Origin of the sequence: Pseudomonas sp. CBZ-4 (genome assembly GCF_000346755.1) — a bacterium.
Taxonomy (GTDB): domain Bacteria; phylum Pseudomonadota; class Gammaproteobacteria; order Pseudomonadales; family Pseudomonadaceae; genus Aquipseudomonas.
In genome coordinates this window covers 34,991-58,119 of record NZ_ANNV01000181.1, presented here as the reverse complement: position 1 = coordinate 58,119, position 23,129 = coordinate 34,991, and the positions used below count along the sequence as shown (strand labels likewise).

The following is a 23,129-nucleotide window of genomic DNA, read 5'->3' as shown; positions in this document are numbered from 1 at the left end:
GTCACTGATCCACCGAGTTGCCTGCATCGCGGGCAAGCCAGCTCCCACAGGGGAGAGGGTTGGGTCAGAAGAGTTTCAGGGGTTCTTCGTTGAGGGCCGACAGCTGTTCGCGCAACGCCAACACCTGGTCGCCCCAATAACGTTCGCTGCCAAACCACGGGAAGCTATGGGGAAACGCCGGGTCATCCCAGCGCCGCGCGAGCCAGGCGCTGTAATGCATCAGGCGCAAGGCGCGCAGCGGTTCGATCAGGGCCAGTTCGCGCGGGTCGAAGTCGTGGAATTCCTGGTAGCCGTCCATCAATTCCGACAACTGCCCCAGACATTCCTGACGGTCACCGGCGAGCATCATCCACAGGTCCTGCACCGCCGGGCCCATGCGGCAGTCATCCAGGTCGACGATGTGGAACATCTCGTCGCGGCACATCATGTTGCCGGGGTGGCAATCGCCGTGCATGCGGATGTTCTTGTGGGGCGTGGCCTTGTACACCTCTTCCACGCGCTTGAGCAGGTCGCGGGCCACGGACTCGTAGGCCGGCAGCAGGCTCTTGGGGATAAAGTTGCCTTCGAGCAGGGTGTTGAGGGAATCGTGACCGAAGTTTTTCACACCCAGGGCTTCACGGTGTTCGAACGGGCGGGTGGCACCCACCGCATGCAAACGGCCCAGCAGTTGCCCGAGGCGATAGAGCTGGTCGAGATTGCCCGGCTCCGGCGCACGGCCGCCGCGGCGGGGGAACAGGGCGAAACGGAAACCGGCGTGTTCGAACAGGCTTTCACCGTTGTGGATCAGCGGCGCGACCACCGGCACTTCGCATTCCGCCAGCTCAAAGGTGAAGCGGTGTTCTTCGAGGATCGCTTCGTTGGTCCAGCGCTGCGGGCGGTAGAACTTGGCGATCAGCGGCTCGGCGTCGTCGATGCCCACCTGATAGACGCGGTTTTCGTAGCTGTTGAGCGCCAGGACGCGCGCATCGCTGAGGAAACCGATGCTTTCGACCGCGTCGAGGACCAGATCGGGGGTGAGTGTTTCAAACGGGTGGGCCATGCGAACTCCTGCGCGCAGCAGGGCGCCGCGTCCGGCCGGGTATGGTAACAGCATAGATAGGCGGTGGCTGTGGGGACGCCTTCGCGGGCAAGCCCGCTCCCACAGTTGGAGTTGTGAATACCTTCAACTGTGGGAGCTGGCTTGCCTGCGATAAGGCCCTGTCAGGCGCCGACTATCCCACCATCATCCCGCCGAATCGCCATCACCGACGAGCGCGGCTTGCCGTTCGGCAGATGCTCCGGCCAGGTCGAGCCGCCGGTTTCCCCCGGGTGCTGGATCCCCACAAACAGCGTCTTCTGATCCGGCGAGAAGCTGATGCCCGTCACCTCACATGCCACCGGTCCGACCATGAACCGGCGGATTTCCCCAGTGGCCGGGTCGGCACACAGCATCTGGTTATTGCCCATCCCGGCGAAGTCGCCTGCGTTGCTGTAGTCGCCGTCGGTAAGAATCCACAGGCGCCCGGCCTTGTCGAAACCCAGGCCATCGGGGCTGTTGAACATGTTTTGCGGGTTGATATTCGATGAGCCACCTTTCGGCGTTCCGGCATGCACGCCCGGATTGCCGGCCACCACAAACAGGTCCCAGGTGAACGTGTGGGCGCCGTGGTTATCGGCGTCGGCCTTCCAGCGCAGGATCTGGCCGTAGACGTTTTTCTCCCGAGGGTTGGGGCCGCCCACCGGCTGGCCGTCTTCGCCGCGCTTGGCGTTGTTGGTCAGGGTGCAATAGACCTGGCCGTCGGTGGGGCTGACCACGATCCATTCCGGGCGGTCCATGCGCGTGGCTTTCACCACACTGGCGGCGAGGCGCGCGTGGATCAGCACTTCGGCCTGGCTGGCGAAACCGCTGCTGGCGTCGATGCCGTTCTTGCCGTGGGTCAGCTCGACCCATTGACCGGTGCCCTTGGGATGGTCGGCGTTGCCGTCGCCCGCGTCGAAGATCGCCACATACAAGGTGCCGTGGTCCAGCAGGTCTTTGTTGGCCTTGGGGTTCTTGTGGTTGATCTTGTCGCGGCTGACGAACTTGTAGATGAATTCACCGCGTTCATCGTCGCCCATGTACACCACGGCGCGGCCGTCGCGGGTTTCGGCCAGCGCTGCGTTTTCGTGCTTGAAGCGGCCGAGGGCGGTGCGTTTGACCGGGGTGGATTTGGGATCGAACGGATCGATTTCCACCACCCAGCCGTGGCGATTGAGCTCGTTGGGATTTTTAGCAAGGTCAAAGCGCGGGTCGTGCTGGTGCCAGTTGATCTCTTTGCTGGCGGCCACGGCGCCGTAGCGCTTTTGCCCGGCATTGAAGGTTTGTTGTGGGTTGCTGCTGCCGAAGCAGTCGGTGAAGTTCTCTTCACAGGTCAGATAAGTGCCCCATGGCGTCTTGCCGTTGGCGCAGTTCTGGAAGGTGCCGAGGGCTTTGGTGCCGGTTTTGTCGGCGCCGGTTTTCAGCCAGGCGTGGCCGGCAGCGGGGCCGCCCAGGCGGATCGGCGAGTTGCCGTGGATGCGCCGGTTGTAGCGCGAGTCCTGGACGAATTGCCAAGTGTCGCCCTTGCGCCGTACTTCAATCACCGAGACACCCTCGCTGGCCAGGGCCTTGCGCACTTCTTCGGCCGATTGTGGCGCGCCGCCGTGGGCGAAGAGGTAGCGATAGTTGGTGTATTCGTTGTTGATCGCCATGAGCGCGCGGTTGTCTTCGCCGGGGAAGGCGAACAGGCTCATGCCGTCGTTGTGGTCGCCGAATTGCTGTTCCTGGGCCTCGGCGGTGCCGTTGCCGGACGGGTCGAAGGCCGGTGCAGTCTTGCTCAGCGGTTGGCCCCAGCTGATCAGCACCGAAGCGCTGTAGCCCGGTGGCAAGGTAATGGCGTCGCTGGTGGCGGCGGCGATGCTGGTGAAACCCAGCAACGGGCTGGCGGAGGCGGCGTTGACGGCCATGGCGCTGCGGCTCAGCAGGTTGCCGCCGAGGAACATGGCCGCGCCGCACAGGGCACCGGCGCCGATAAAGCGGCGGCGGGTGAGGCCGACCATCTGTTCAAGGTCGGTGGCTTGGTTTTCTTCTAATAGGCTCATCTCAGGCTCCCTGCGGTTTTTGCAGACACCTTAAGGAGCGCGCGTGACGAAATTGTTGCAGTTTGACGGCGAGCGTTGCCTACACCGGTGTGCCGAGCAACACATTGCTCGGAGCGAATTGCACCTGGATCGCCTCGCCCTCGGCGGCGCCCAGGGCCTTGAGTGCGTCGGGCTGGGCTAGGGCACACAGAACCTGGCCGTTCGGCAGGGCGATTCGCACTTCGCTGGGGCCGTCGTCGGCGGCGAGAACCATCTCGATCATGCCGCCCATGCAATTGTGTCCAGGTGTTGCAGCAGCACCGGGAGCCAACAATTCCAGCCAGCCAGCCTTGATCAACGCGACCACTTCCACGCCGGTCTCCAGTTCCAGGCGCTGGGTGCTGTCGTGGGTGATCTGCGCTTGCAACGTCAGGCCGCCCGCCAGTTGCAGGCGGATCAGGTCGTTGCGGCCATGGCTTTCAATCGCCATGACTTGGCCGTGCAACTGGTTGCGCGCGCTGGTGCGCAGCATCAGGCGGCCGAGCAGGTTGAAGTCGCTGGCGGCCTCATCCGAACCCAGCAGTTCGGCCTGCAACACTTGCAGGCGCTGGTAGAGACGCAACACCCGCTCACCCTCGGCGGTCAGCTTGGCGCCGCCGCCGCCCTTGCCGCCGACGCTGCGTTCCACCAGGGGCTTTTGCGCGAGGTTGTTCAGCTCGTCGATGGCGTCCCAGGCGGCCTTGTAGCTCAAGCCGGCGCTTTTTGCCGCGCGGGTGATCGAGCCCTGTTCGGCGATATGCCCCAGCAAGGCAATGCGCTGGGGGCGGCGGATGATGTGTTGGCTGAGGGAGGCTGGCAGAGACATGGCGACACGCTTGGATGAGATAAACCGAACGTTGCGGGCAAGGCGCGGCGGCGTCAAGTCAGGCGCCCGGTTTGGGGGTGCGGGCCAGGCAATACACGTCGACGCGGCGTGCGCCAGCATTGATCAACAGGCGGGCGAGGCTGTGGGCGGTGGCGCCGGTGGTGAGCACATCGTCCACCAGGGCGAAGTGGCGGCCCGTCACGTCGGCGCTGGTAGCCAGGGCGAAGGCCGTGAGCAGGTTGCGCTGGCGGCTTTTGGCGTCGAGGGCATGTTGCGCGACGGTGTCTTGCGGACGTAACAGCAGGTGTTCATCCATAGCGATGTCGAGGTCTTGGCTGAGCCAGCGCGCGATCATGAGTGCCTGGTTAAAGCCGCGCTCACGCAGGCGTTTGCGCGCCATGGGCACCGGCAGCAGGCAGTCGGGGCGGGTCAGTCCGCTGTTGTCGAAGCGATGTTGCAGGTGCTGGCCCAACAGTCGCGCAAGCATGTGCCCGAGGGGCCAGCGTGCCTGGTGCTTGAAGCGGCTGATCAGGCTGTCGATGGGGAAGCTGTAGGTCCAGGGGGCGATCACATGTTTAAAGGCAGACGGTTTTTTCAGGCACGGGCCGCATATCAGGCCGTCCATGGGCAAGGGCAGGGCGCATATGGCGCACTGTTCCATTAACCACGGCAGCTCGGTTTCGCAGACGTTGCATACACAATGGCTGGCGTGTGTCGCTTCATCGCAGATTAAACAGGTGTGTGCGTTTTTTAACCAGATGTAAACCTGGTGTTTGTGCTCAGGTTGACAGTGCATGAATCTTCCTTAAATATGCCGAGCATCCGTGTCGTGTCTGTGGGTATTGCCCGTCCCGCAGCGCTTGCCCAAGCATAATCAAGGAATCGCCCATGAGCGCCAGCACCACCGCCACCTTGCGTCACGATTGGTCCCTCGCCGAAGTCAAAGCGCTGTTTGTGCAGCCGTTCAATGACCTGCTGTTCCAGGCGCAGACCGTGCACCGCGCGCATTTCGACGCGAACCGTGTGCAGGTGTCGACCCTGCTGTCGATCAAGACGGGCGCCTGCCCGGAAGATTGCAAATATTGTCCGCAGTCGGGCCACTACAACACCGGCCTGGAAAAAGAAAAGCTGATGGAAGTGCAGAAGGTCCTCGAAGAGGCCGCCCGCGCCAAGGCCATCGGTTCGACGCGCTTCTGCATGGGCGCTGCCTGGAAGCACCCGTCGGCCAAGGACATGCCCTACGTGTTGCAGATGGTCCAGGGCGTGAAGGCCATGGGCCTGGAAACCTGCATGACCCTCGGTCGCCTCGACCAGGAGCAGACCGAAGCCCTGGCCCAGGCCGGTCTCGACTACTACAACCACAACCTTGATACGTCGCCGGAGTTCTACGGTTCGATCATCACCACTCGCACTTACAGCGAGCGCCTGCAAACCCTGGCGTATGTGCGTGATTCGGGGATGAAGATCTGCTCCGGCGGCATCCTCGGCATGGGCGAGTCCCTCGACGACCGCGCCAACCTGCTGATCCAACTGGCCAACCTGCCGGAGCATCCGGAGTCGGTGCCGATCAACATGCTGGTGAAGGTGGCCGGTACGCCGCTGGAGAACGCCGAGGACATCGACCCGTTCGACTTTATCCGCATGCTCGCCGTGGCGCGCATTCTCATGCCGCAGTCCCATGTGCGCCTGTCGGCCGGCCGTGAGGCGATGAACGAGCAGATGCAGGCCCTGGCGTTTTTTGCCGGTGCCAACTCGATCTTCTACGGCGACAAGTTGCTGACCACCGCCAACCCGCAGGCGGATAAGGACATGCAGCTGTTCTCGCGTTTGGGGATCTTGCCGGAGGCGCGTGAAGAGCACGCCGATGAGGTGCATCAGGCGGCGATCGAGCAGGCGTTGGTGGAGCAGAAGAGCAGCGAGCAGTTCTACAACGCCGCTGTTTGATTGAAATGCAATCCAACTGTGGGAGCTGGCTTGCCTGCGATGACGGCGGCACATTCAACATAAATGTGTCAGACAGACCGCTATCGCAGGCAAGCCAGCTCCCACATTGGATCGAGTTCACCTGATCTACCGAGGCCAGCATGTCTTTCGATCTCTCCGCGCGCCTCGCTGCCCGCCGTGCCGAACACCTTTATCGCCAACGTCCGCTGCTGCAAAGCCCTCAAGGCCCGCAAGTGGTGGTGGACGGCCAGCCGTTGCTGGCGTTCTGCAACAACGATTACCTGGGCCTGGCCAATCACCCACATGTGATCGAAGCCTGGCGCGCCGGTGCGTCCCGCTGGGGGGTGGGCGGTGGGGCTTCGCACTTGGTGGTGGGGCATGCCACGCCACACCATGAACTGGAAGAAGCCCTGGCCGACCTCACCGGTCGCCCGCGCGCGCTGCTGTTCACCACCGGCTACATGGCCAACCTCGGCGCGGTCACGGCGCTGGTGGGGCAGGGCGATACGGTGCTGGAGGACCGGCTTAACCACGCCTCGCTGCTGGATGCCGGTTTGCTGTCCGGTGCGCGCTTCAATCGCTACCTGCACAACGACGCCGCCAGCCTGGCCAAGCGTTTGGAAAAGGCCACCGGCAACACCTTGGTGGTCACCGACGGCGTGTTCAGCATGGACGGCGACCTGGCCGACCTGCCTGCACTGGCCCGTGAAACGCGGGCAAAAGGCGCGTGGCTGATGGTGGATGACGCCCACGGGTTTGGTCCGCTGGGCGCCACCGGCGCTGGGATCGTCGAGCACTTCGGCTTGAGCCAGGAGGACGTGCCGGTGTTGGTCGGCACCCTCGGCAAGGCGTTTGGCACGGCGGGCGCTTTTGTGGCCGGCAGTGAAGAGCTGATCGAAAGCCTGATCCAGTTCGCCCGGCCGTATATCTACACCACCAGCCAACCGCCGGCGCTGGCCTGCGCCACGTTGAAAAGCCTGGAGCTTTTGCGCACCGAGCATTGGCGGCGCGCGCACCTCAACGGCCTGATCCGCCAGTTCCGCCAGGGCGCCGAGCAGTTGGGCCTGGATCTGATGGCGAGCTTTACGCCGATCCAGCCGATCCTGATCGGCGACAGCGCCAAGGCCGTGCGCCTGTCGCAGATGCTGCGCGAGCGTGGCCTGATGGTTACCGCGATCCGCCCGCCCACCGTGCCGGCCGGCAGCGCGCGTTTGCGCGTGACCTTGACGGCGGCCCACACCGAGGCGCAGGTGCAGCTATTGTTAAACGCATTGGAAGAGTGTTTCCGCTTGTTAGGCGCCACGGAGCCCGACCATGCGTGATCGACTGATCTTGTTGCCCGGCTGGGGCCTCGGCGTATCGCCGCTGGAACCCTTGGCCGCCGCCTTGCAGGGCCTCGACGAACACCTGCGGGTGCAGATCGAGCCGTTGCCGGCGCTGGCGTCCAGCGACCTCGACGAATGGCTGGATGAACTCGACGCCACCTTGCCGGACAACGCCTGGCTGGGCGGCTGGTCCCTCGGCGGCATGCTCGCCACGGAACTGGCGGCGCGGCGCGGCGAACGCTGCTGCGGCCTGCTGACCCTGGCGAGCAACCCGTGTTTCGTCGCCCATGACGGTTGGCCGAGTGCGATGCCCGCCGAGACCTTCGACGCCTTCCTCGCCGGTTGCCATGCAGATTCCCAAGTCACCCTCAAACGCTTCGGCCTGTTGTGCGCCAAGGGCGCCGCGGACCCGCGTGGGTTGGCGCGTTTGCTGGTCAGCGGAGCACCGAATACGCCGTCCCGCGTGTTGATGGGCGGTCTTGAACTGCTCGCCCAACTCGACACCCGCGACGCCTTGCTGGCGTATCGCGGCCCGCAGATGCACCTGTTCGCCGGGCTGGATGAACTGGTGCCCGCCGAGGCGGCCAGCGCCCTGCTGAGCGTGCTGCCCGATGTTGAAATCGGCCTGATTGAACAGGCCGGTCACGCTTTTCTTCTGGAAGACCCCCACGGTGTCGCGGGGGCCATCCAGGCTTTTTTGCATGAGTGCGTCGATGACTGATCTATCCCACCCCCAACTGCCGGGCGCCTTGCCGGACAAGCGCCAGGTCGCGGCGTCGTTTTCCCGTGCGGCGGCCAGCTATGACAGCGTGGCTGCGTTGCAACGGGCCGTCGGCAGCGAGTTGCTGGCACGTTTGCCGTCCGGTTTTGCGCCACCGCGCTGGCTGGACATGGGCTGTGGCACGGGATACTTCAGCCGTGTGCTGGGCGAACGTTTGCCCGCCAGCCAAGGCGTGGCGCTGGACATTGCCGAGGGCATGCTCAACCACGCCCGGCCTCTGGGCGGCGCACACCACTTCATCGCAGGCGACGCCGAACGCTTGCCGCTTAAAGCTCAAAGCTTGCAGCTGATCTTCTCCTCCCTCGCCGTGCAATGGTGTGCGAATTTCGAGGCGGTGCTCAGCGAGGCCTATCGCGTGCTGCAACCCGGTGGTGTGCTGGCGTTCGCCAGCCTGTGCGTGGGCACGCTGGATGAGTTGCGTGAAAGCTGGCGGGCGGCGGACGGCCTGGTGCACGTCAACCGCTTCCGTACCTTCGAGGCGTATCAGCAGTTGTGCGCGGCCAGCGGTTTACGCGTGGTCAGCCTGGCGCGCCAGCCCCATGTGCTGCATTACCCGGACGTGCGCAGCCTGACCCATGAATTGAAGGCGTTGGGCGCGCATAACCTCAACCCGGGCCGGCCGGGAGGGTTGACGGGGCGCGCGCGGATTGTTGCACTGGTGGACGCTTACGAGCAGTTCCGTCAGGCCCAGGGCCTGCCGGCGACTTATCAGGTGGTCTACGCAGTACTGGAGAAACCGTTATGAGCGCCGCTTATTTCATTACGGGCACCGACACCGACGTCGGCAAGACCACCGTCGCCGCCGGGCTGTTGCACGCGGCGCGACAAGCCGGCAAAAGTACCGCCGCAGGCAAGCCGGTGGCATCCGGTTGTCAGGTCACGCCCAAGGGCCTGCGCAATGCCGATGCACTGGCGTTGTTGGCCGAGTGTTCATTGCCGCTGAGTTACGCCGAGGTGAATCCGGTGGCATTCGAGCCGGCCATCGCGCCCCATCTGGCGGCACGGGAAGCCGGCGTTGCGCTCACGGTGCAATCGCTGCTCAAGCCCATGCAGCAGGTGTTGGCGCGGGACGCGGATTTCACCCTGATCGAAGGCGCGGGCGGCTGGCGCGTACCCTTGGCCGACCAGGCCAACCTGTCGGACCTGGCCATCGCGTTGAAGCTGCCGGTGATCCTGGTGGTGGGCGTGCGCCTGGGTTGCATCAGCCATGCATTGCTCACCGCCGAAGCCATTGCGCGGGATGGTTTGCCGCTGGCGGGCTGGGTGGCCAATATCATCGACCCCAAGACCTCTCGTCTGGAAGAAAACCTCGCCACCCTGGCCGAACGCCTGCCGGCGCCCTGCCTGGGCCGTGTGCCGAAACTCAAGCACGCCGGGGCCGAGGCGGTGGCGGAATACTTGCAACTGGACCTGCTTGACTGATTTTGGCTATCACTAAGGCATTGTGCCATTAGTGTTTTTGACGGGTGTTTTGCCGGTTTCTCTGCTTCAATCAGCGTTCACGATTCTCTAAAGGCAGGCTTACGCCATGGACATCTCTGGAAGCAGCGCGTTTTATTCGGGCCTGAGCACCATTCAGACCGGGCAGAACCGTGTCGACCAGGCCGCCGGCAAAATCGCCAGCGCCGCGACGACCCAGCCCTCGGATGCGCAGGTAGATCGCTTGCGTGCCAATGACCGTGCCCAGCCTTCCAACTCGGCGAGCAATATGGTCGAGATGGCGCAAGGCAAGTTTCAAGTGGAGCTGGGCGCGAAGGTTGCCAAGGCTTCGGATGAAATGCTCGGCACCTTGATCGACACTTACGCTTAATCCCCTCTCTTCAGGCTTGCTGGCTCTTTCTGTGGGAGCTGGCTTGTCTGCGATGGCCTCAACTCGGTCTTCCTGATGCACCGCGGCGCCTGCATCGCAGGCAAGCCAGCTCCCACACAAGCCAGCTCCCACATTTGACCTCTGCTGTTCTGATGAACTTCTACACTCGATCTGCTGTGGCAACCCGCCGCAAGCATCGCCGTGCGCGTCATTGATTCGCGTCATGACAAACGGCGTCTTGACATCCCCAGGTCGTAAACGTATGTTTCAAACACCTGTTTGACCGCCACAACAAATCCACGCGGTTGTTCATTCCAGATACATCAGCAGAGGTTTATCGCTATGCCTGACTACAAGGCCCCCTTGCGTGATATTCGCTTCGTTCGTGACGAACTGCTTGGCTATGAAGCGCACTATCAAAGCCTGCCGGCTTGCCAGGACGCTACCCCGGACATGGTTGACGCCATTCTCGAAGAAGGCGCCAAGTTCTGTGAGCAAGTACTGGCACCGTTGAACCGCGTGGGCGACATCGAAGGGTGTACCTGGAGTGAGTCAGGCGTTAAAACCCCTACGGGTTTCAAAGAAGCCTACAAACAATTCGTCGAAGGCGGCTGGCCAAGCCTGGCCCACGACGTGGAGCACGGCGGCCAAGGCCTGCCGGAATCCCTGGGCCTGGCGGTGAGCGAGATGGTCGGTGCGGCCAACTGGTCGTGGGGCATGTACCCGGGCCTGTCCCACGGTGCGATGAACACCATTTCCGAGCACGGCACCCCTGAGCAACAAGACGCTTACCTGACCAAGCTGGTGTCGGGCGAATGGACCGGCACGATGTGCCTGACCGAGCCACACTGCGGCACCGACCTGGGTATGCTGCGCACCAAGGCCGAGCCTCAGGCCGACGGTTCCTACAAAGTCTCCGGCACCAAGATCTTCATCTCGGCCGGTGAACACGACATGGCCGACAACATCGTCCACATCGTGCTGGCGCGCCTGCCGGACGCACCGGCTGGCACCAAAGGCATCTCGCTGTTTATCGTGCCGAAGTTCCTGCCAAACGCCGACGGTTCGGTGGGTGAGCGCAACGCCGTGACCTGTGGTTCCCTGGAACACAAGATGGGCATCCACGGCAACGCCACCTGCGTGATGAACTTCGACGCGGCCACCGGTTTCCTGATCGGCCCGGCGAACAAAGGCCTGAACTGCATGTTCACCTTTATGAACACCGCGCGCCTGGGCACTGCGCTGCAAGGCCTGTCCCACGCCGAGATCGGCTTCCAGGGCGGCCTGAAATATGCCCGCGACCGCCTGCAAATGCGTTCCCTGACTGGCCCGAAAGCGCCGGACAAAGCCGCTGACCCGATCATCGTGCACCCCGACGTGCGCCGCATGCTGCTGACCATGAAAGCTTTCGCCGAAGGCAACCGTGCGATGGTGTACTTCACCGCCAAGCAAGTGGACATCGTCAAGTACGGCACCGACGACGAAGCCAAGAAGCAAGCCGACGGCCTGCTGGCGTTCATGACCCCGATCGCCAAGGCGTTCATGACCGAAGTCGGTTTTGAATCCGCCAACCACGGCGTACAGATCTACGGCGGCCACGGCTTCATCGCCGAGTGGGGCATGGAGCAGAACGTGCGCGACAGCCGCATTTCGATGCTGTACGAAGGCACCACCGGCATCCAGGCACTCGACCTGCTGGGCCGCAAAGTGCTGATGACCCAGGGCGAAGCGCTCAAGGGCTTCACCAAGATCGTGCACAAGTTCTGCCAGGCCAACGAAGGCAACGAAGCCGTCAAAGAGTTCGTTGCACCGCTGGTGGCACTGAACAAAGAGTGGGGCGAGTTGACCATGAAGGTCGGCATGGCCGCGATGAAAGACCGCGAAGAAGTCGGTGCCGCCTCGGTGGATTACCTGATGTACTCCGGTTACGCGTGCCTGGCGTACTTCTGGGCCGACATGGCACGCCTGGCTGCCGAGAAACTGGCCGCCGGCACCACCGAAGAGGCGTTCTACACCGCCAAGCTGCAGACCGCGCGCTTCTACTTCCAGCGCATCCTGCCGCGGACCCTGGCCCATAAAGCCACCATGCTGTCGGGTGCCAACAACCTGATGGACATGAAAGAAGAAGACTTCGGCCTGGCTTACTAAGCCTTACCGGGTTCACTTCCAGAGCCGCCGTTCCTTCACGGGAGCGGCGGCTTTTTTGTGGGCGATAAAAAACCCCAGTGCAGCACTCAGGGATTGCGACCGGCTGCCGTTACAGTGATGGCAATGTGATACATGCGTGCCAGGTTGTGCTTAACTGTCTGCATACAGGCACAGTGCCATCATTCATTTGCGGGTCGGAGTTTTACCCTTGTCACGCGTGTCCGCTGTACGGTTTAGTCATTTCCTCCCTTCGTTGCTGCTGTTGCTGGCCGGGCTCTCGGCTGCGTACGTCAAGGACCTCAACGTCTTCTTCACCTCGCTGTTCAACGTGCTGCCGACCCTGGTGCTGTTGCTCGGCGGTGCGTATTGCGCGGTGTATCGTCGCCAGCGCGAACTGTTCCTGATGATCACGGTGTACGTCGCGTATTTCCTGCTGGATACCCAGACCGATTACTACCGCGACAACGGCCGCGTGCGCGAAGACGCCGCCGTGGTGTTCCATCTGTGTTGCCTGTTGTTGCCGCTGTTGTTCAGCATCTACGCGCTGTGGCAGGAAAAAACCCACCTGTTCCGTGACTTCGTCGCACGCTGTGCGGTGCTGTTTGCTGTCGGCAGCGTGGCGTTGGCGCTGGAGCAAAGTTATCCCCAGGCGCTGCTGAACTGGCTGGCGGAGATTCGCTGGCCGGCGCTGCATGGCAGTTGGATGAGCCTGATCCAGCTGTCGTACCCGATGTTCCTGATCGGCTTCCTGACCCTCGCGGCGCAGTACTGGTACCAGCCACGCCCGCTCCACGCGGCGCAACTGGTGGGGTTTGTCGGGTTGTTCTGGATGTTGCCGCAAACCTTCATCCTGCCGTTCACCCTCAACATCATGTGCAGCCAGGTGATGCTGATGATCGCCGCCGGTGTGGCCCACGAGGCCTATCAAATGGCCTTCCGCGACGAGCTGACCGGCTTGCCGGGGCGACGTGCGCTGAACGAACGCATGCAGCGCCTGGGGCGCAACTACGTACTGGCGATGACCGACGTCGATCACTTCAAGCGCTTCAACGACACCCATGGCCACGACGTGGGCGACCAGGTGCTGCGCCTGGTGGCGAGCAAGTTGGCCAAGGTCAACGGTGGCGGGCGCGCGTATCGGTATGGCGGGGAAGAGTTCGCCGTGGTGTTCGCCGGCAAGACCCTGGACGAATGCATGCCGCACCTGGAAGAGATCCGCGAGATCATCGCCAACTACGACATCAAGCTGCGCAACCCGGACCGCCCGCAGGACGATCAGCAAGGTCGCCAGCGGCGCGTGGGCAGCGGTGCAACCAGTGTGTCGGTGACCGTGAGTATCGGCGTGGCCGAGCGCCAGGCTGAGCAGCGCACCAGCGAAGAAGTGCTCAAGTCCGCCGACCAGGCGCTGTACGCCGCCAAGGGGGCGGGGCGCAATTGCGTGATCGCGGCCGGGCAAACCCGGCGTGGCGCGGTGCGCATGGAAAGCGCTGCCGGTTGAGTAATGGCGCTGTATTCAGCAGCGCTACAGTGATTGTCCGGGCGTGTTGCCAGCAGTAGGTTGAAGCCATCTGCTGCCGGAGACATTGCCATGCCTGACTACAAAGCTCCCCTGCGCGACATGCGCTTTCTGATCGACAACGTGTTTGATTTCCACGGCCACTACGCTGCGCTGGGGGCGACCGACGCCAGCCCGGACATGGTCAGCGCGATCCTCGAAGAAGGCGCGAAATTCTGCGAAAACGTGCTTTCACCGCTGAACCGCAGTGGCGATGAAGAAGGCTGCCATTTCGATAATGGCGTGGTCACCACGCCCAAGGGCTTCAAGGAAGCCTTCGCCCAATATGTGGAAGGCGGCTGGCACGGCGTGGCGGCAGATCCGGCCTACGGCGGCCAAGGCTTGCCGCAATCCCTGGGCCTGGTGATCAGCGAGATGATCGGCTCCAGCAATACCTCTTGGGGCATGTATCCAGGGCTGACCCACGGCGCCATGTCGGCGATCCACGCCCACGGCAGCGCTGAGCAGAAAGACACGTTCCTGAGCAAACTCACTGCCGGCGAGTGGACCGGCACCATGTGCCTCACCGAAGCCCACTGCGGCACCGACCTGGGCCTGATCAAGACCCGCGCCGTGCCCCAGGCGGACGGCAGTTATGCGCTCACCGGCAGCAAGATCTTCATCTCGGCCGGCGAGCACGACATGAGCGCGAACATCATCCACCTGGTGCTGGCCAAGCTGCCGGACGCGCCGGCGGGCACCAAGGGCATCTCGTTGTTTATCGTGCCCAAGTTCCATGCCGACTCCGGCGCGCGCAACGCGGTGCACTGTGGCTCCATCGAACACAAGATGGGCATCAAGGCGTCGGCCACCTGCGTGCTGAACTTCGACGGAGCCAAGGGCTTCCTGATCGGCGAGGCGAACAAAGGCCTCAATTGCATGTTCACCATGATGAACCACGCGCGCCTGGGCACCGGCATGCAGGGCTTGTGCAACGGCGAGGCGAGCTTCCAGGGCGCGATCAAGTACGCCAACGACCGCCTGCAAATGCGCGCGCTGACCGGCGCCAAGGCCCCGGACAAAGCCGCCGACCCGATCATCGTGCACCCCGACGTGCGGCGCATGTTGCTGACCATGAAAGCCTTCAACGAAGGCAACCGCGCCCTGACCTATTTCACCGCGCAGTTGCTCGACACCGCGCACCTGAGCAGCGACGCGGCACAGCGCCAGGAGGCCGAAGACCTGTTGGCGTTCCTCACCCCGATCTGCAAGGCCTTTATGACTGACACGGGCCTTGAGGTGACTAACCACGGCATGCAGATATTCGGCGGCCACGGTTACATTCGCGAATGGGGCATGGAGCAACTGGCGCGTGATGCGCGGATTGCGCCGATCTATGAGGGCACCAACGGCATCCAGGCCCTCGACTTGCTCGGGCGCAAGGTGCTCGGCAGCCAAGGCAAGTTGCTGCGCGGGTTTACCAAAATTGTGCATAAGTTCTGCGGGGCAAACGCCGAGCATCCTCAGCTCAAGGCTTATGTGGCGCAACTCAATCAACTGAATGGGGAATGGGGCGAGCTGACCACCAAGGTTGGTATGGCCGCCATGAAGAACCCCGATGAGGTCGGCGCGGCGGCGGTGGATTACTTGATGTACAGCGGCTACGTGGTACTCGCCTACCTGTGGTTGCGCATGGCGATTGCTGCCCTTGAGCAGGATGATGCCGACTTCGCCAAGGCCAAGCTGGCCACTTGCGAGTTCTACTTCAAGCGCCTGTTGCCACGTACCGCTACCCACCGCGCTGCGGTAGAGGCGGGCAGCGAATGCCTGATGAGTCTGCCGGCGGAGGCATTTGCGCTCTGATGACTTAAAAATACCAAACAGTCACAAGTGGACCCTATGTGTCTGAAAAGTTGTTCGGGTACACTCGGAGCCTGTAAAACCGACACTTACCGAATTACTTTTCACGTTCTCACGAGGTTTGCCATGGCTGATTACAAAGCGCCGCTGCGTGATATGCGCTTCGTCCTCAATGAAGTCTTCGAGGTCGCCACCACTTGGGCCCAATTGCCGGCATTGGCAGACACCGTTGACGCCGAAACCGTAGAGGCCATCCTCGAAGAAGCCGGCAAAGTCACCGCCAAATCCATCGCCCCCCTCAGCCGTGGCGGCGATGAGCAGGGTTGCCGTTGGGAAGACACGGCGGTGTTTACCCCGGATGGTTATCCACAGGCCTACAAAACCTACGCTGAAGGCGGTTGGGTCGGTGTAGGCGGTGATCCGGTGTTCGGCGGCATGGGCATGCCCAAGGCGGTCTCGGCTCAGGTCGAGGAGATGATCAACTCGTCGAGCCTGGCGTTCGGCCTGTACCCGATGCTGACCTCCGGCGCCTGTGTGTCGATCAACACCCATGCCAGTGAAGAGCTGAAGGCCATCTACCTGCCGAAGATGTACTCCGGTGAGTGGGCTGGCTCCATGTGCCTGACCGAAGCCCATGCCGGTACGGACCTGGGGATTATTCGCACCAAGGCCGAGCCGCAGGCGGACGGTTCCTACACCATCAGCGGCACCAAGATCTTTATCACCGGTGGCGAGCACGACCTGACCGACAACATCATCCATCTGGTGCTGGCCAAGCTGCCGGATGCGCCGGCCGGTCCCAAGGGCATTTCGTTGTTCCTCGTGCCGAAGTTCATGGTCAATGCCGATGGCAGCCTGGGCGCGCGTAACCTGGTGAGCTGTGGCTCGATCGAACACAAGATGGGCATCCAGGCGTCCGCGACCTGTGTGATGAACTTCGATGGCGCCGTGGGTTACCTGGTGGGCGAGCCGAACCGCGGTTTGGCGGCGATGTTCACCATGATGAACTACGAGCGCCTGGGTGTTGGTATCCAGGGCCTGGCGTCGGGGGAGCGCTCGTACCAGAACGCGATTGAATACGCGCGTGACCGTCTGCAAAGCCGTGCGCCGACCGGTGCCCAGGCCAAGGACAAAGTGGCCGACCCGATCATCGTCCATCCGGACGTGCGGCGCATGCTGCTGACCATGAAGGCGGCGAACGAAGGCGGCCGCGCATTCTCCACCTACGTCGCGACGCAGCTGGACATCGCCAAGTTCAGCGAAGACCCGGCGGCTCGCGAGCGTGCGGATAACCTGGTGGCGCTGCTGACACCCGTCGCCAAGGCATTCTTGAGCGACCTCGGCCTGGAAACCACCGTGCTCGGCCAGCAAGTGTTTGGCGGCCACGGCTACATTCGTGAATGGGGCCAGGAGCAGTTGGTGCGTGACGTGCGCATCACCCAGATCTACGAAGGCACCAACGGCATCCAGGCGCTGGACTTGATGGGCCGCAAGATCGTCGGCAGCGGCGGGGCGTTCTACACCTTGTTCGCCGACGAGATCCGCCAATTCATCGCGTCGACAGGCGCCGAGTTGGCCGAATTCACCAAGCCGCTGAGTGCGGCGGTGGATAACCTCGATGAATTGACCGCCTGGGTGCTGGACCGCGCGAAGACCAACCCGAATGAAATCGGCGCGGCCTCCGTGGAGTATTTGCATGCATTTGGATACATGGCGTACGCCTATATGTGGGCACGCATGGCCAAGGCGGCGCTGGGCAAAGAGGCCGAGGAAGACTTCTACGCCAGCAAACTGGGCACGGCGCGCTTCTACTTTGCGCGTCTGCTGCCGCGTATCCAGTCGCTGAGCGCGTCGGTAAAAGCTGGTAGCGAATCGCTGTTTTTGCTGGATGAGGCACTGTTCTAAGGGCTTGGAGGGCGTGTAAGCATTCTCTTACATGACGTGCTGCTATTCGTCCTCTATCGCCAAATTGGATCCACAGATAATCTACTTCACATGGACGTCGCGCAGGAAGCGCAAAGCAACAACACGGACACGTAGGATTCTGCCAGGACGGCGGAGTGAAATGGATGTCAGGGAAACAGTCTGCAAAGCCCCGCTTCGGCGGGGTTTTCTTTTGCCCGCGAAAAAGTCAGGCGCCGGCCTGCGGGGCATTCATCACGTCTTCGAGCAAGGTGCGCAACAGCGCCACCGTCGCCTGTTGGCGCTGTGCATCGCGGCACACCAAGCCCACTTTCAATGGCACCCTGGGTTCGCTCAAGGGTTTCCACAGCAGTGACTGGCTGTTGTGTTCGTCTTGGGAACGTCCTGGCAGCACCGTCGCCAGTTGGGTGTTGGGCAAACTGTCGAGAATCCCCACCATGGTGTTCAACTCGGCCTGTACCTGCGGACGCCGCCCGAGGTTGGCCAACTGGCCCTGCCAGATCTGCCGCACCTGAAACTCTTCCCCCAGCAGCAACATTGGCAACTCGGCCGCCTGTTTCAGCGAGACTTTCTTGAATTCCCGCAGCGGGTGATCTTCGGGGATGACGACCTTCAACTCATCTTCGTACAGCAGTGCGCCGTGCAGTCCGGGCTGGCGGGGGGGCAGGTAGCTGATGCCGATGTCCAGCGAGCCGTTCAGCAGTCGCCGTTCAATCTCCAAACCGGTCAATTCGTAGATCTGCACCACCAGATGGGGCTGGGCCTTGCGCACTCGTTCAAGCATTTGCGGGACCAGGCTGGTGTGCACGGTTTGCAGCACGCCGATGGCCAAGGTGCGCATGGCCTGGCCCTTGAAGTTGCGCAAGGCTTCGACGGCTTGCTGCATGCCATCGATCAGCGGCAACGCGTGGTTGTACAGCGTGTGGGCCGCCAGGGTCGGCAACAGGCGTTTGCTGCTGCGTTCGAACAGGCTCACATCGAGGTTCTGCTCCAGCTGGCGAATCTGCTGGGACAGCGCCGGTTGGGAGATCGACAGACGCTCGGCGGCACGGCCGACGTGGCCTTCCTCATACACCGCGACGAAATAACGCAGTTGCTTGAAATCCATAAGGCTTACTTATCGAAAAAGCTGGAAAATCGAAATGGCCGTTGGCCCCCGAGGCGCCTAGTCTAGCGCCTATTCGCAGGGCTTACAGGGCCAGATCGGGCAATGAACAGCGTTTCTTCAGACAGCGTTTACATAGGCAAGGCAAAAAACCTCATGGCCGTAGTGGCCGGGTGGACCGACCAAGGTCCGGTTGCTATCGGGGGTGATCTGTGAACCTGTTCAACATGCGTCGCCCTGCGCCGAGCCTGGATGACCTGATTCTGGAGGAAGCGCCGTCGGGAGATGCCCTGATGCCCAGCGTGGCGCGGCCGCCGCAAGTTTTCGTACGCGGCCAGGGCTCCTGGCTGTGGGACAGTGAGGACCGTGCCTATCTGGATTTCAGCCAGGGCAACGCCGCCAACAGCCTCGGCCATAGCCCGCAAGTGTTGATCAAAGCCCTGGCCGACCAGACCCAGGCACTGATCAACCCGGGCAATGGTCTGTATAACCGCGCCCAACTCAACCTGGCCGAGCGCCTGTGCCACCGCACCGGCAGCGACCAGGCTTACCTGCTCAATAGCGGCGCGGAAGCCTGCGAAGCGGCGATCAAGCTGGCGCGTAAATGGGGTCAGCTGCATCGCGGCGGCGCCTATCGGATCATCAGCGCCAGCGCCGGTTGCCATGGGCGCAGCTTCGCGGCGATGGCCGCTTCGGCGGGCGCCGCAGGCAACCGCTTCGAACCGCAATTGCCGGGCTTCAGCCACGTGCCCTTCAACGATTTGCCGGCGCTGCATGCCGCTGTGGATGCGCAAACCGTCGCGATCATGCTTGAACCGATCCAGGGCGAAGCCGGCGTGATTCCCGCGACCGAGCACTATCTCAAAGGCGTCGAGCGCCTGTGCCGCGAACTGGGCATCCTGCTGATCCTCGACGAAGTGCAAACCGGCCTCGGCCGCTGCGGCACCTTGCTCGCCGAACAGCAATACGGTGTGCGCGCCGACATCATTACCCTCGGCAAAGGCCTCGGCGGCGGCGTGCCCCTGGCGGCGCTGCTGGCGCGGGGCAACGCCTGTTGCTTCGAAGTGGGCGAGCTGGAAGGCACCCACCACGGCAATGCGCTGATGGCGTCGGCCGGCGTGGCGGTACTCGATACCGTGCTGGAACACGGCTTTCTTGAGCATGTACGCGAAGCCGGCCTGCACCTGGGCGAAGGCCTCGCCCGCCTGGCTTATCGCTACGACCACGGCCAACTGCGCGGCCACGGCCTGATGTGGGGCCTGACCTTGTCGGATGATTCTGCGGATGCAGTGGTAAAAGCGGCGCTGCACGAAGGCCTGATCCTCAACGCCCCGCAATCCAACTGCCTGCGCTTTACCCCGGCGCTGACGGTGAGCAAAAGCAACATCGACGAAATGCTCCTGCGCCTGGCACGCGCCTTCTCCCGCGTGCGCACCGCGCAACTGCAATGCCGCAAGGGCATCGCGGTTTAACTCTTATTTCCTGAACCGTCTCGCGGTATACGCGGCGCCTCCGGCCTGATTCTTTTGGCTGGGGGCGTTTTTTTGTCTGTGAAATTTTTGGATTGAAAATGTTGATTGAGCGCTTGTGAAAACAATGGCTTTTTAGCGGACGTCGGCAAGGACTGCCGATGGGGTGTGGAGCTTTGTGGTGTGCTCCATTTCTAATCTGTACCACTGGGTGGTATGTTTGCTGGAAGGGATATCCATGAAGCTCAGGTTATTCAAGACCCGGAAATTTGCTGATGCAGCCAGCAAGGCCTGGATCTGTGATTCGCAATTGAGGGAGGCGTTTGGCCAATTGTTGAAGGGGCAGGCAGATAATCTGGGAGGTGGTGTTTGGAAAAAGCGCCTCAACCAGAACAGACATCGTTCCATCGTATTGGCCAAGGGTCGGCACTACTGGGTATATCAATTGCTGTTCGCCAAGCAAGACCAAAGCAATATCAGTCAGAGCGAACTGGTTTGGCTTAGGTCAGTGGCTACGACGTATGAACGTTTCAATGAAGAACAGATTCAGCGGATGCTGGAATTCAAGGAGTTTGTGGAGATACATCATGACCAAGAAGTATAAAAGCGAGGTGTTTGAGTCCATTCACCATTCTGCTGAAGCGCTTTACGCTATCGGCGCCATCACTAAGACCACCCTTCGTGAATATGACGAAGCATGCTTGTCTGCTGTGCCGGAACAAATCCCGGCAGAAAAAATTAAAGAGCTACGCGAAAACAGCCACGTCAGCCAACCTGTTTTCGCACGCTACCTCAACACCAGCGCCTCCACGGTGAAACAGTGGGAATCCGGCGAGAAACGCCCTAGCGGCATGGCACTCAAGCTACTGAGCATCGTGCAGAAGCACGGCCTGGAAATTCTGGCCTGACGGTGGCGCTATGCCAGATCCCACTGAACCCTCACGAACCCCCAAGGTCGATTAGCTACACGGCTCACACGAGCCGATTTTCTGGAGCTGAACCCATGGACATCATTCGTATCATCATCGCCATTCTGCTGCCGCCACTGGGTGTGTTCCTGCAAGTGGGTTTCGCCGGTGCGTTCTGGCTGAATATTCTGCTGACCTTGTGCGGTTATTTCCCAGGCATCATTCACGCGGTGTACATCATCGCCAAGCGCTGAGGCCGTCAGCCTTTGGCGATGAGCCGTGAGTTGCGCTCATTGCGAAAGGCCAGTTGCTCGATGGTCTGAGTGGCGTGTTCGGCCTCTTCCCGCGCCTTGAGGATGATGCCGTGCTGCTCGGACTTGCTGCACACCGGGTCGGCATTGCTCGCGTCCCCCGTGAGCATGAAGGCCTGGCAGCGGCAGCCGCCGAAGTCTTTTTCCTTTTCATCGCATGAACGGCACGGCTCGGGCATCCAGTCGTAGCCGCGAAAGCGGTTGAAGCCGAACGAGTCGTACCAGATGTGTTGCATGCTGTGCTCGCGCACATTGGGAAATTGCACCGGCATCTGTCGGGCACCGTGACAGGGCAGGGCAGTGCCGTCCGGCGTGACGGTCAGAAAGATACTGCCCCAACCATTCATGCAGGCTTTCGGGCGTTCCTCGTAGTAGTCCGGGGTCACGAAGATCAGCTTGCACGGGTGGCCTTCGGCTTCCAGTTTGGCGCGGTATTCGTTGGTGATGCGTTCGGCGCGCACCAGCTGTTCCTGGGTTGGCAATAACCCGACACGGTTGAGCTGCGCCCAGCCGTAGAACTGGCAGGTGGCGAGTTCGACAAAGTCCGCTTCCAGCGCGATGCACAGCTCGATGATGCGGTCGATCTTGTCGATATTGTGCCGATGGGTGACGAAGTTCAGCACCATCGGATAGCCGTGGGCTTTTACCGCGCGGGCCATTTCGAGTTTTTGCGCGAAGGCTTTTTTCGAGCCGGCCAGCAGGTTGTTCACTTGCTCGTCGCTGGCCTGGAAGCTGATCTGGATATGGTCCAGGCCGGCCTTCTTGAAGTCGCTGATCTTCTGCTCGGTGAGGCCGATGCCGGAGGTGATCAGGTTGGTGTAGAACCCCAGTTTGCGCGCCTCGGCGATCAGTTCGGCGAGGTCCTGGCGCACCAGCGGTTCACCGCCGGAAAAACCCAGCTGCGCGGCGCCCATTTCCCGCGCTTCGCGAAACACCTTGAACCACTGCTCGGTGCTCAGTTCCTTGCCCTGTTCGGCAAAATCCAGCGGATTGGAGCAATACGGGCACTGCAACGGGCAGCGGTAGGTCAGCTCGGCGAGCAGCCACAACGGCAGGCCAATCGGCGGTTTTTCAGGCAAGGGTGATCCAGTGCTCAGCACGGGCGACCTCCATGAATTGCTCGATGTCGTCACCCAGCTCAGGCACGCCGGGGAACTGCTTATCCAGCTCGGCGATGATTGCCGCCACGTCGCGCTCGCCGTCGATCAAGCCGCCGATCAGCGCGGCGCTGTCGTTGAGCTTGATCATGCCTTCGGGGTAGAGCAGCACATGGCCCTTTTGCGCGGGTTCGTACTGGTAGCGATAGCCTTGGCGCCAGGTCGGTTTCTTGCTGCGATCAAAGCTCATAGGGCGATCCCCTTATGCCATACCCGTTGGTCGGTCACGCTGTGATACGGCGGGCGTTTCAGTTCGTAGGCCATGCTCATGGCGTCCAGCATGCTCCACAAGATATCCAGTTTGAACTGGAGAATTTCCAGCATGCGTTCCTGGCCTTCGCGGGTGGTGTAGTGCTGCAGGGTGATCGCCAAACCGTGCTCCACGTCGCGCCGGGCCTGGCCCAGGCGGGTGCGGAAATATTCGTAGCCGGTGGGGTCGATCCACGGGTAATGCTGCGGCCAGCTGTCGAGGCGTGACTGGTGGATCTGCGGCGCGAACAGTTCGGTCAACGAGCTGCTGGCGGCTTCTTGCCAACTGGCGCGACGGGCGAAGTTGACGTAGGCATCTACCGCAAATCGTACGCCGGGCAGGACCAATTCCTGCGAACGCAGTTGATCCGGGTCGAGGCCGACGGCCTGGCCCAGGCGCAGCCAGGCTTCGATACCGCCGTCTTCACCCGGTGCGCCGTCGTGGTCGAGCAGGCGCTGGATCCACTCGCGGCGGATCTCGCGGTCCGGGCAGTTGGCCAGGATCGCCGCGTCTTTGAGCGGGATGTTCACCTGGTAGTAGAAGCGGTTGGCGACCCAGCCCTGGATCTGCTCGCGGCTCGCGCGGCCTTCATACATCGCCACGTGGTACGGGTGATGGATGTGGTAGAAGGCGCCTTTGGCCCGCAGGGCGGCTTCGAATTCAGCGGTGGTCAACGGCGTGTCAGTCATATCGTCTGCTC

General features: G+C 62.1%; 22 protein-coding genes. 14 read left to right on the top strand and 8 right to left on the bottom strand.

The genetic code is table 11. The annotated features are described in order from the left end of the window. Nucleotides 1–64 precede the first annotated feature (64 nt). The 4 genes from B348_RS0129085 to B348_RS0129070 form a co-directional block, all read right to left on the bottom strand. Nucleotides 65–1,039: a serine/threonine protein kinase gene (locus tag B348_RS0129085; protein ID WP_017739544.1), complete on the bottom strand. Its 975-nt coding sequence runs from the start codon at nt 1,037–1,039 to the stop codon at nt 65–67. 161 nt (nt 1,040–1,200) lie between these two features. Further along, entirely contained in the window at nt 1,201–3,099 is a 1,899-nt protein-coding gene (locus tag B348_RS0129080) for a PhoX family phosphatase (RefSeq protein ID WP_017739543.1), read from the bottom strand. A 79-nt stretch (nt 3,100–3,178) separates the two neighbouring features. Next, entirely contained in the window at nt 3,179–3,943 is a 765-nt protein-coding gene (locus B348_RS0129075) for a TOBE domain-containing protein (protein WP_017739542.1), read from the bottom strand. Between the two features lie 58 nt (nt 3,944–4,001). Further along, nucleotides 4,002–4,739, bottom strand: coding sequence for a ComF family protein (locus B348_RS0129070; protein WP_026137158.1), 738 nt, complete (start codon nt 4,737–4,739; stop codon nt 4,002–4,004). A 92-nt stretch (nt 4,740–4,831) separates the two neighbouring features. Between B348_RS0129070 and bioB the strand changes: the two genes are divergently transcribed. From bioB to B348_RS0129020, 10 genes are all read left to right on the top strand, one after another. Continuing rightward, nucleotides 4,832–5,887: a biotin synthase BioB gene (bioB, locus tag B348_RS0129065; protein ID WP_017739540.1), complete on the top strand. Its 1,056-nt coding sequence runs from the start codon at nt 4,832–4,834 to the stop codon at nt 5,885–5,887. A 140-nt stretch (nt 5,888–6,027) separates the two neighbouring features. After that, nucleotides 6,028–7,209 (top strand): 8-amino-7-oxononanoate synthase, encoded by a 1,182-nt coding sequence (gene bioF / locus B348_RS0129060; RefSeq protein ID WP_017739539.1) that lies wholly within the window; start codon nt 6,028–6,030, stop codon nt 7,207–7,209. Next, a complete protein-coding gene (locus tag B348_RS0129055; protein WP_017739538.1) occupies nt 7,202–7,933 on the top strand; it encodes an alpha/beta fold hydrolase in 732 nt (243 codons plus the stop codon). The genes bioF and B348_RS0129055 overlap by 8 nt, the downstream gene beginning before the upstream one ends. Continuing rightward, nucleotides 7,926–8,738: a malonyl-ACP O-methyltransferase BioC gene (gene bioC, locus B348_RS0129050; RefSeq protein WP_017739537.1), complete on the top strand. Its 813-nt coding sequence runs from the start codon at nt 7,926–7,928 to the stop codon at nt 8,736–8,738. Before B348_RS0129055 ends, bioC begins: the two co-directional genes overlap by 8 nt. After that, nucleotides 8,735–9,415, top strand: a complete 681-nt coding sequence (gene bioD / locus B348_RS0129045) for a dethiobiotin synthase (protein WP_017739536.1) — start codon at nt 8,735–8,737, stop codon at nt 9,413–9,415. The genes bioC and bioD overlap by 4 nt, the downstream gene beginning before the upstream one ends. Nucleotides 9,416–9,521: 106 nt before the next feature. Continuing rightward, on the top strand, nt 9,522–9,803 hold the full coding sequence (locus B348_RS0129040; protein WP_017739535.1) for a hypothetical protein: 282 nt from the start codon (nt 9,522–9,524) through the stop codon (nt 9,801–9,803). Nucleotides 9,804–10,145: 342 nt separating this feature from the next. Further along, nucleotides 10,146–11,951 (top strand): phenylacyl-CoA dehydrogenase, encoded by a 1,806-nt coding sequence (locus tag B348_RS0129035; RefSeq protein WP_017739534.1) that lies wholly within the window; start codon nt 10,146–10,148, stop codon nt 11,949–11,951. A 208-nt stretch (nt 11,952–12,159) separates the two neighbouring features. After that, nucleotides 12,160–13,449, top strand: a complete 1,290-nt coding sequence (locus tag B348_RS0129030; protein WP_026137157.1) for a diguanylate cyclase — start codon at nt 12,160–12,162, stop codon at nt 13,447–13,449. A gap of 90 nt (nt 13,450–13,539) precedes the next feature. Beyond that, nucleotides 13,540–15,309, top strand: coding sequence for an acyl-CoA dehydrogenase C-terminal domain-containing protein (locus B348_RS0129025; protein WP_017739532.1), 1,770 nt, complete (start codon nt 13,540–13,542; stop codon nt 15,307–15,309). Nucleotides 15,310–15,432: 123 nt separating this feature from the next. Then, the gene (locus B348_RS0129020) at nt 15,433–17,211 is read left to right on the top strand and encodes an acyl-CoA dehydrogenase C-terminal domain-containing protein (RefSeq protein WP_017739531.1); all 1,779 of its coding nucleotides are present in this window, start codon (nt 15,433–15,435) and stop codon (nt 17,209–17,211) included. A gap of 226 nt (nt 17,212–17,437) precedes the next feature. Here B348_RS0129020 and B348_RS0129015 read toward each other — a convergent pair whose 3' ends face one another. Beyond that, entirely contained in the window at nt 17,438–18,337 is a 900-nt protein-coding gene (locus B348_RS0129015; protein ID WP_017739530.1) for a LysR family transcriptional regulator, read from the bottom strand. Between the two features lie 209 nt (nt 18,338–18,546). Here B348_RS0129015 and B348_RS0129010 point away from each other — a divergent pair, with 209 nt between their 5' ends. The 4 genes from B348_RS0129010 to B348_RS1000000131345 all read left to right on the top strand — a co-directional run bounded on the left by B348_RS0129010 (nt 18,547) and on the right by B348_RS1000000131345 (nt 20,965). Further along, complete coding sequence (locus B348_RS0129010; RefSeq protein ID WP_017739529.1) at nt 18,547–19,806, top strand: aspartate aminotransferase family protein; 1,260 nt, start codon at nt 18,547–18,549, stop codon at nt 19,804–19,806. Nucleotides 19,807–20,041: 235 nt separating this feature from the next. Then, entirely contained in the window at nt 20,042–20,407 is a 366-nt protein-coding gene (locus tag B348_RS0129005; protein ID WP_017739528.1) for a type II toxin-antitoxin system RelE/ParE family toxin, read from the top strand. Continuing rightward, on the top strand, nt 20,391–20,711 hold the full coding sequence (locus tag B348_RS0129000) for a DNA-binding transcriptional regulator (protein WP_017739527.1): 321 nt from the start codon (nt 20,391–20,393) through the stop codon (nt 20,709–20,711). Before B348_RS0129005 ends, B348_RS0129000 begins: the two co-directional genes overlap by 17 nt. Nucleotides 20,712–20,806: 95 nt before the next feature. Further along, nucleotides 20,807–20,965 (top strand): YqaE/Pmp3 family membrane protein, encoded by a 159-nt coding sequence (locus B348_RS1000000131345; RefSeq protein WP_010207008.1) that lies wholly within the window; start codon nt 20,807–20,809, stop codon nt 20,963–20,965. Between the two features lie 5 nt (nt 20,966–20,970). Here the strand turns inward: B348_RS1000000131345 and pqqE are convergent, their stop codons facing one another. Genes pqqE through pqqC form a run of 3 tightly spaced genes read right to left on the bottom strand, consistent with a single transcriptional unit; the run spans nt 20,971 to nt 23,118 of the window. After that, nucleotides 20,971–22,101, bottom strand: coding sequence for a pyrroloquinoline quinone biosynthesis protein PqqE (gene pqqE, locus B348_RS0128990; RefSeq protein ID WP_017739526.1), 1,131 nt, complete (start codon nt 22,099–22,101; stop codon nt 20,971–20,973). Further along, the gene (pqqD, locus tag B348_RS0128985) at nt 22,094–22,369 is read right to left on the bottom strand and encodes a pyrroloquinoline quinone biosynthesis peptide chaperone PqqD (RefSeq protein WP_003194772.1); all 276 of its coding nucleotides are present in this window, start codon (nt 22,367–22,369) and stop codon (nt 22,094–22,096) included. The genes pqqE and pqqD overlap by 8 nt, the downstream gene beginning before the upstream one ends. After that, on the bottom strand, nt 22,366–23,118 hold the full coding sequence (gene pqqC, locus B348_RS0128980) for a pyrroloquinoline-quinone synthase PqqC (protein ID WP_017739525.1): 753 nt from the start codon (nt 23,116–23,118) through the stop codon (nt 22,366–22,368). The genes pqqD and pqqC overlap by 4 nt, the downstream gene beginning before the upstream one ends. Nucleotides 23,119–23,129 lie beyond the last annotated feature (11 nt).

What these genes read in the sequence shown, in the direction of transcription:
- B348_RS0129015 (WP_017739530.1), bottom strand. Translation starts at nt 18,337, where the DNA reads ATGGATTTCAAGCAACTGCGTTATTTCGTCGCGGTGTATGAGGAAGGC.
- B348_RS0129025 (WP_017739532.1), top strand. Translation starts at nt 13,540, where the DNA reads ATGCCTGACTACAAAGCTCCCCTGCGCGACATGCGCTTTCTGATCGAC.
- bioB (WP_017739540.1), top strand. Translation starts at nt 4,832, where the DNA reads ATGAGCGCCAGCACCACCGCCACCTTGCGTCACGATTGGTCCCTCGCC.
- B348_RS0129035 (WP_017739534.1), top strand. Translation starts at nt 10,146, where the DNA reads ATGCCTGACTACAAGGCCCCCTTGCGTGATATTCGCTTCGTTCGTGAC.
- bioD (WP_017739536.1), top strand. Translation starts at nt 8,735, where the DNA reads ATGAGCGCCGCTTATTTCATTACGGGCACCGACACCGACGTCGGCAAG.
- B348_RS0129085 (WP_017739544.1), bottom strand. Translation starts at nt 1,039, where the DNA reads ATGGCCCACCCGTTTGAAACACTCACCCCCGATCTGGTCCTCGACGCG.
- pqqD (WP_003194772.1), bottom strand. Translation starts at nt 22,369, where the DNA reads ATGAGCTTTGATCGCAGCAAGAAACCGACCTGGCGCCAAGGCTATCGC.
- pqqC (WP_017739525.1), bottom strand. Translation starts at nt 23,118, where the DNA reads ATGACTGACACGCCGTTGACCACCGCTGAATTCGAAGCCGCCCTGCGG.
- B348_RS0129070 (WP_026137158.1), bottom strand. Translation starts at nt 4,739, where the DNA reads ATGCACTGTCAACCTGAGCACAAACACCAGGTTTACATCTGGTTAAAA.
- B348_RS0129020 (WP_017739531.1), top strand. Translation starts at nt 15,433, where the DNA reads ATGGCTGATTACAAAGCGCCGCTGCGTGATATGCGCTTCGTCCTCAAT.
- B348_RS1000000131345 (WP_010207008.1), top strand. Translation starts at nt 20,807, where the DNA reads ATGGACATCATTCGTATCATCATCGCCATTCTGCTGCCGCCACTGGGT.
- B348_RS0129080 (WP_017739543.1), bottom strand. Translation starts at nt 3,099, where the DNA reads ATGAGCCTATTAGAAGAAAACCAAGCCACCGACCTTGAACAGATGGTC.
- bioC (WP_017739537.1), top strand. Translation starts at nt 7,926, where the DNA reads ATGACTGATCTATCCCACCCCCAACTGCCGGGCGCCTTGCCGGACAAG.
- B348_RS0129075 (WP_017739542.1), bottom strand. Translation starts at nt 3,943, where the DNA reads ATGTCTCTGCCAGCCTCCCTCAGCCAACACATCATCCGCCGCCCCCAG.
- B348_RS0129055 (WP_017739538.1), top strand. Translation starts at nt 7,202, where the DNA reads ATGCGTGATCGACTGATCTTGTTGCCCGGCTGGGGCCTCGGCGTATCG.
- bioF (WP_017739539.1), top strand. Translation starts at nt 6,028, where the DNA reads ATGTCTTTCGATCTCTCCGCGCGCCTCGCTGCCCGCCGTGCCGAACAC.
- B348_RS0129000 (WP_017739527.1), top strand. Translation starts at nt 20,391, where the DNA reads ATGACCAAGAAGTATAAAAGCGAGGTGTTTGAGTCCATTCACCATTCT.
- B348_RS0129040 (WP_017739535.1), top strand. Translation starts at nt 9,522, where the DNA reads ATGGACATCTCTGGAAGCAGCGCGTTTTATTCGGGCCTGAGCACCATT.
- B348_RS0129005 (WP_017739528.1), top strand. Translation starts at nt 20,042, where the DNA reads ATGAAGCTCAGGTTATTCAAGACCCGGAAATTTGCTGATGCAGCCAGC.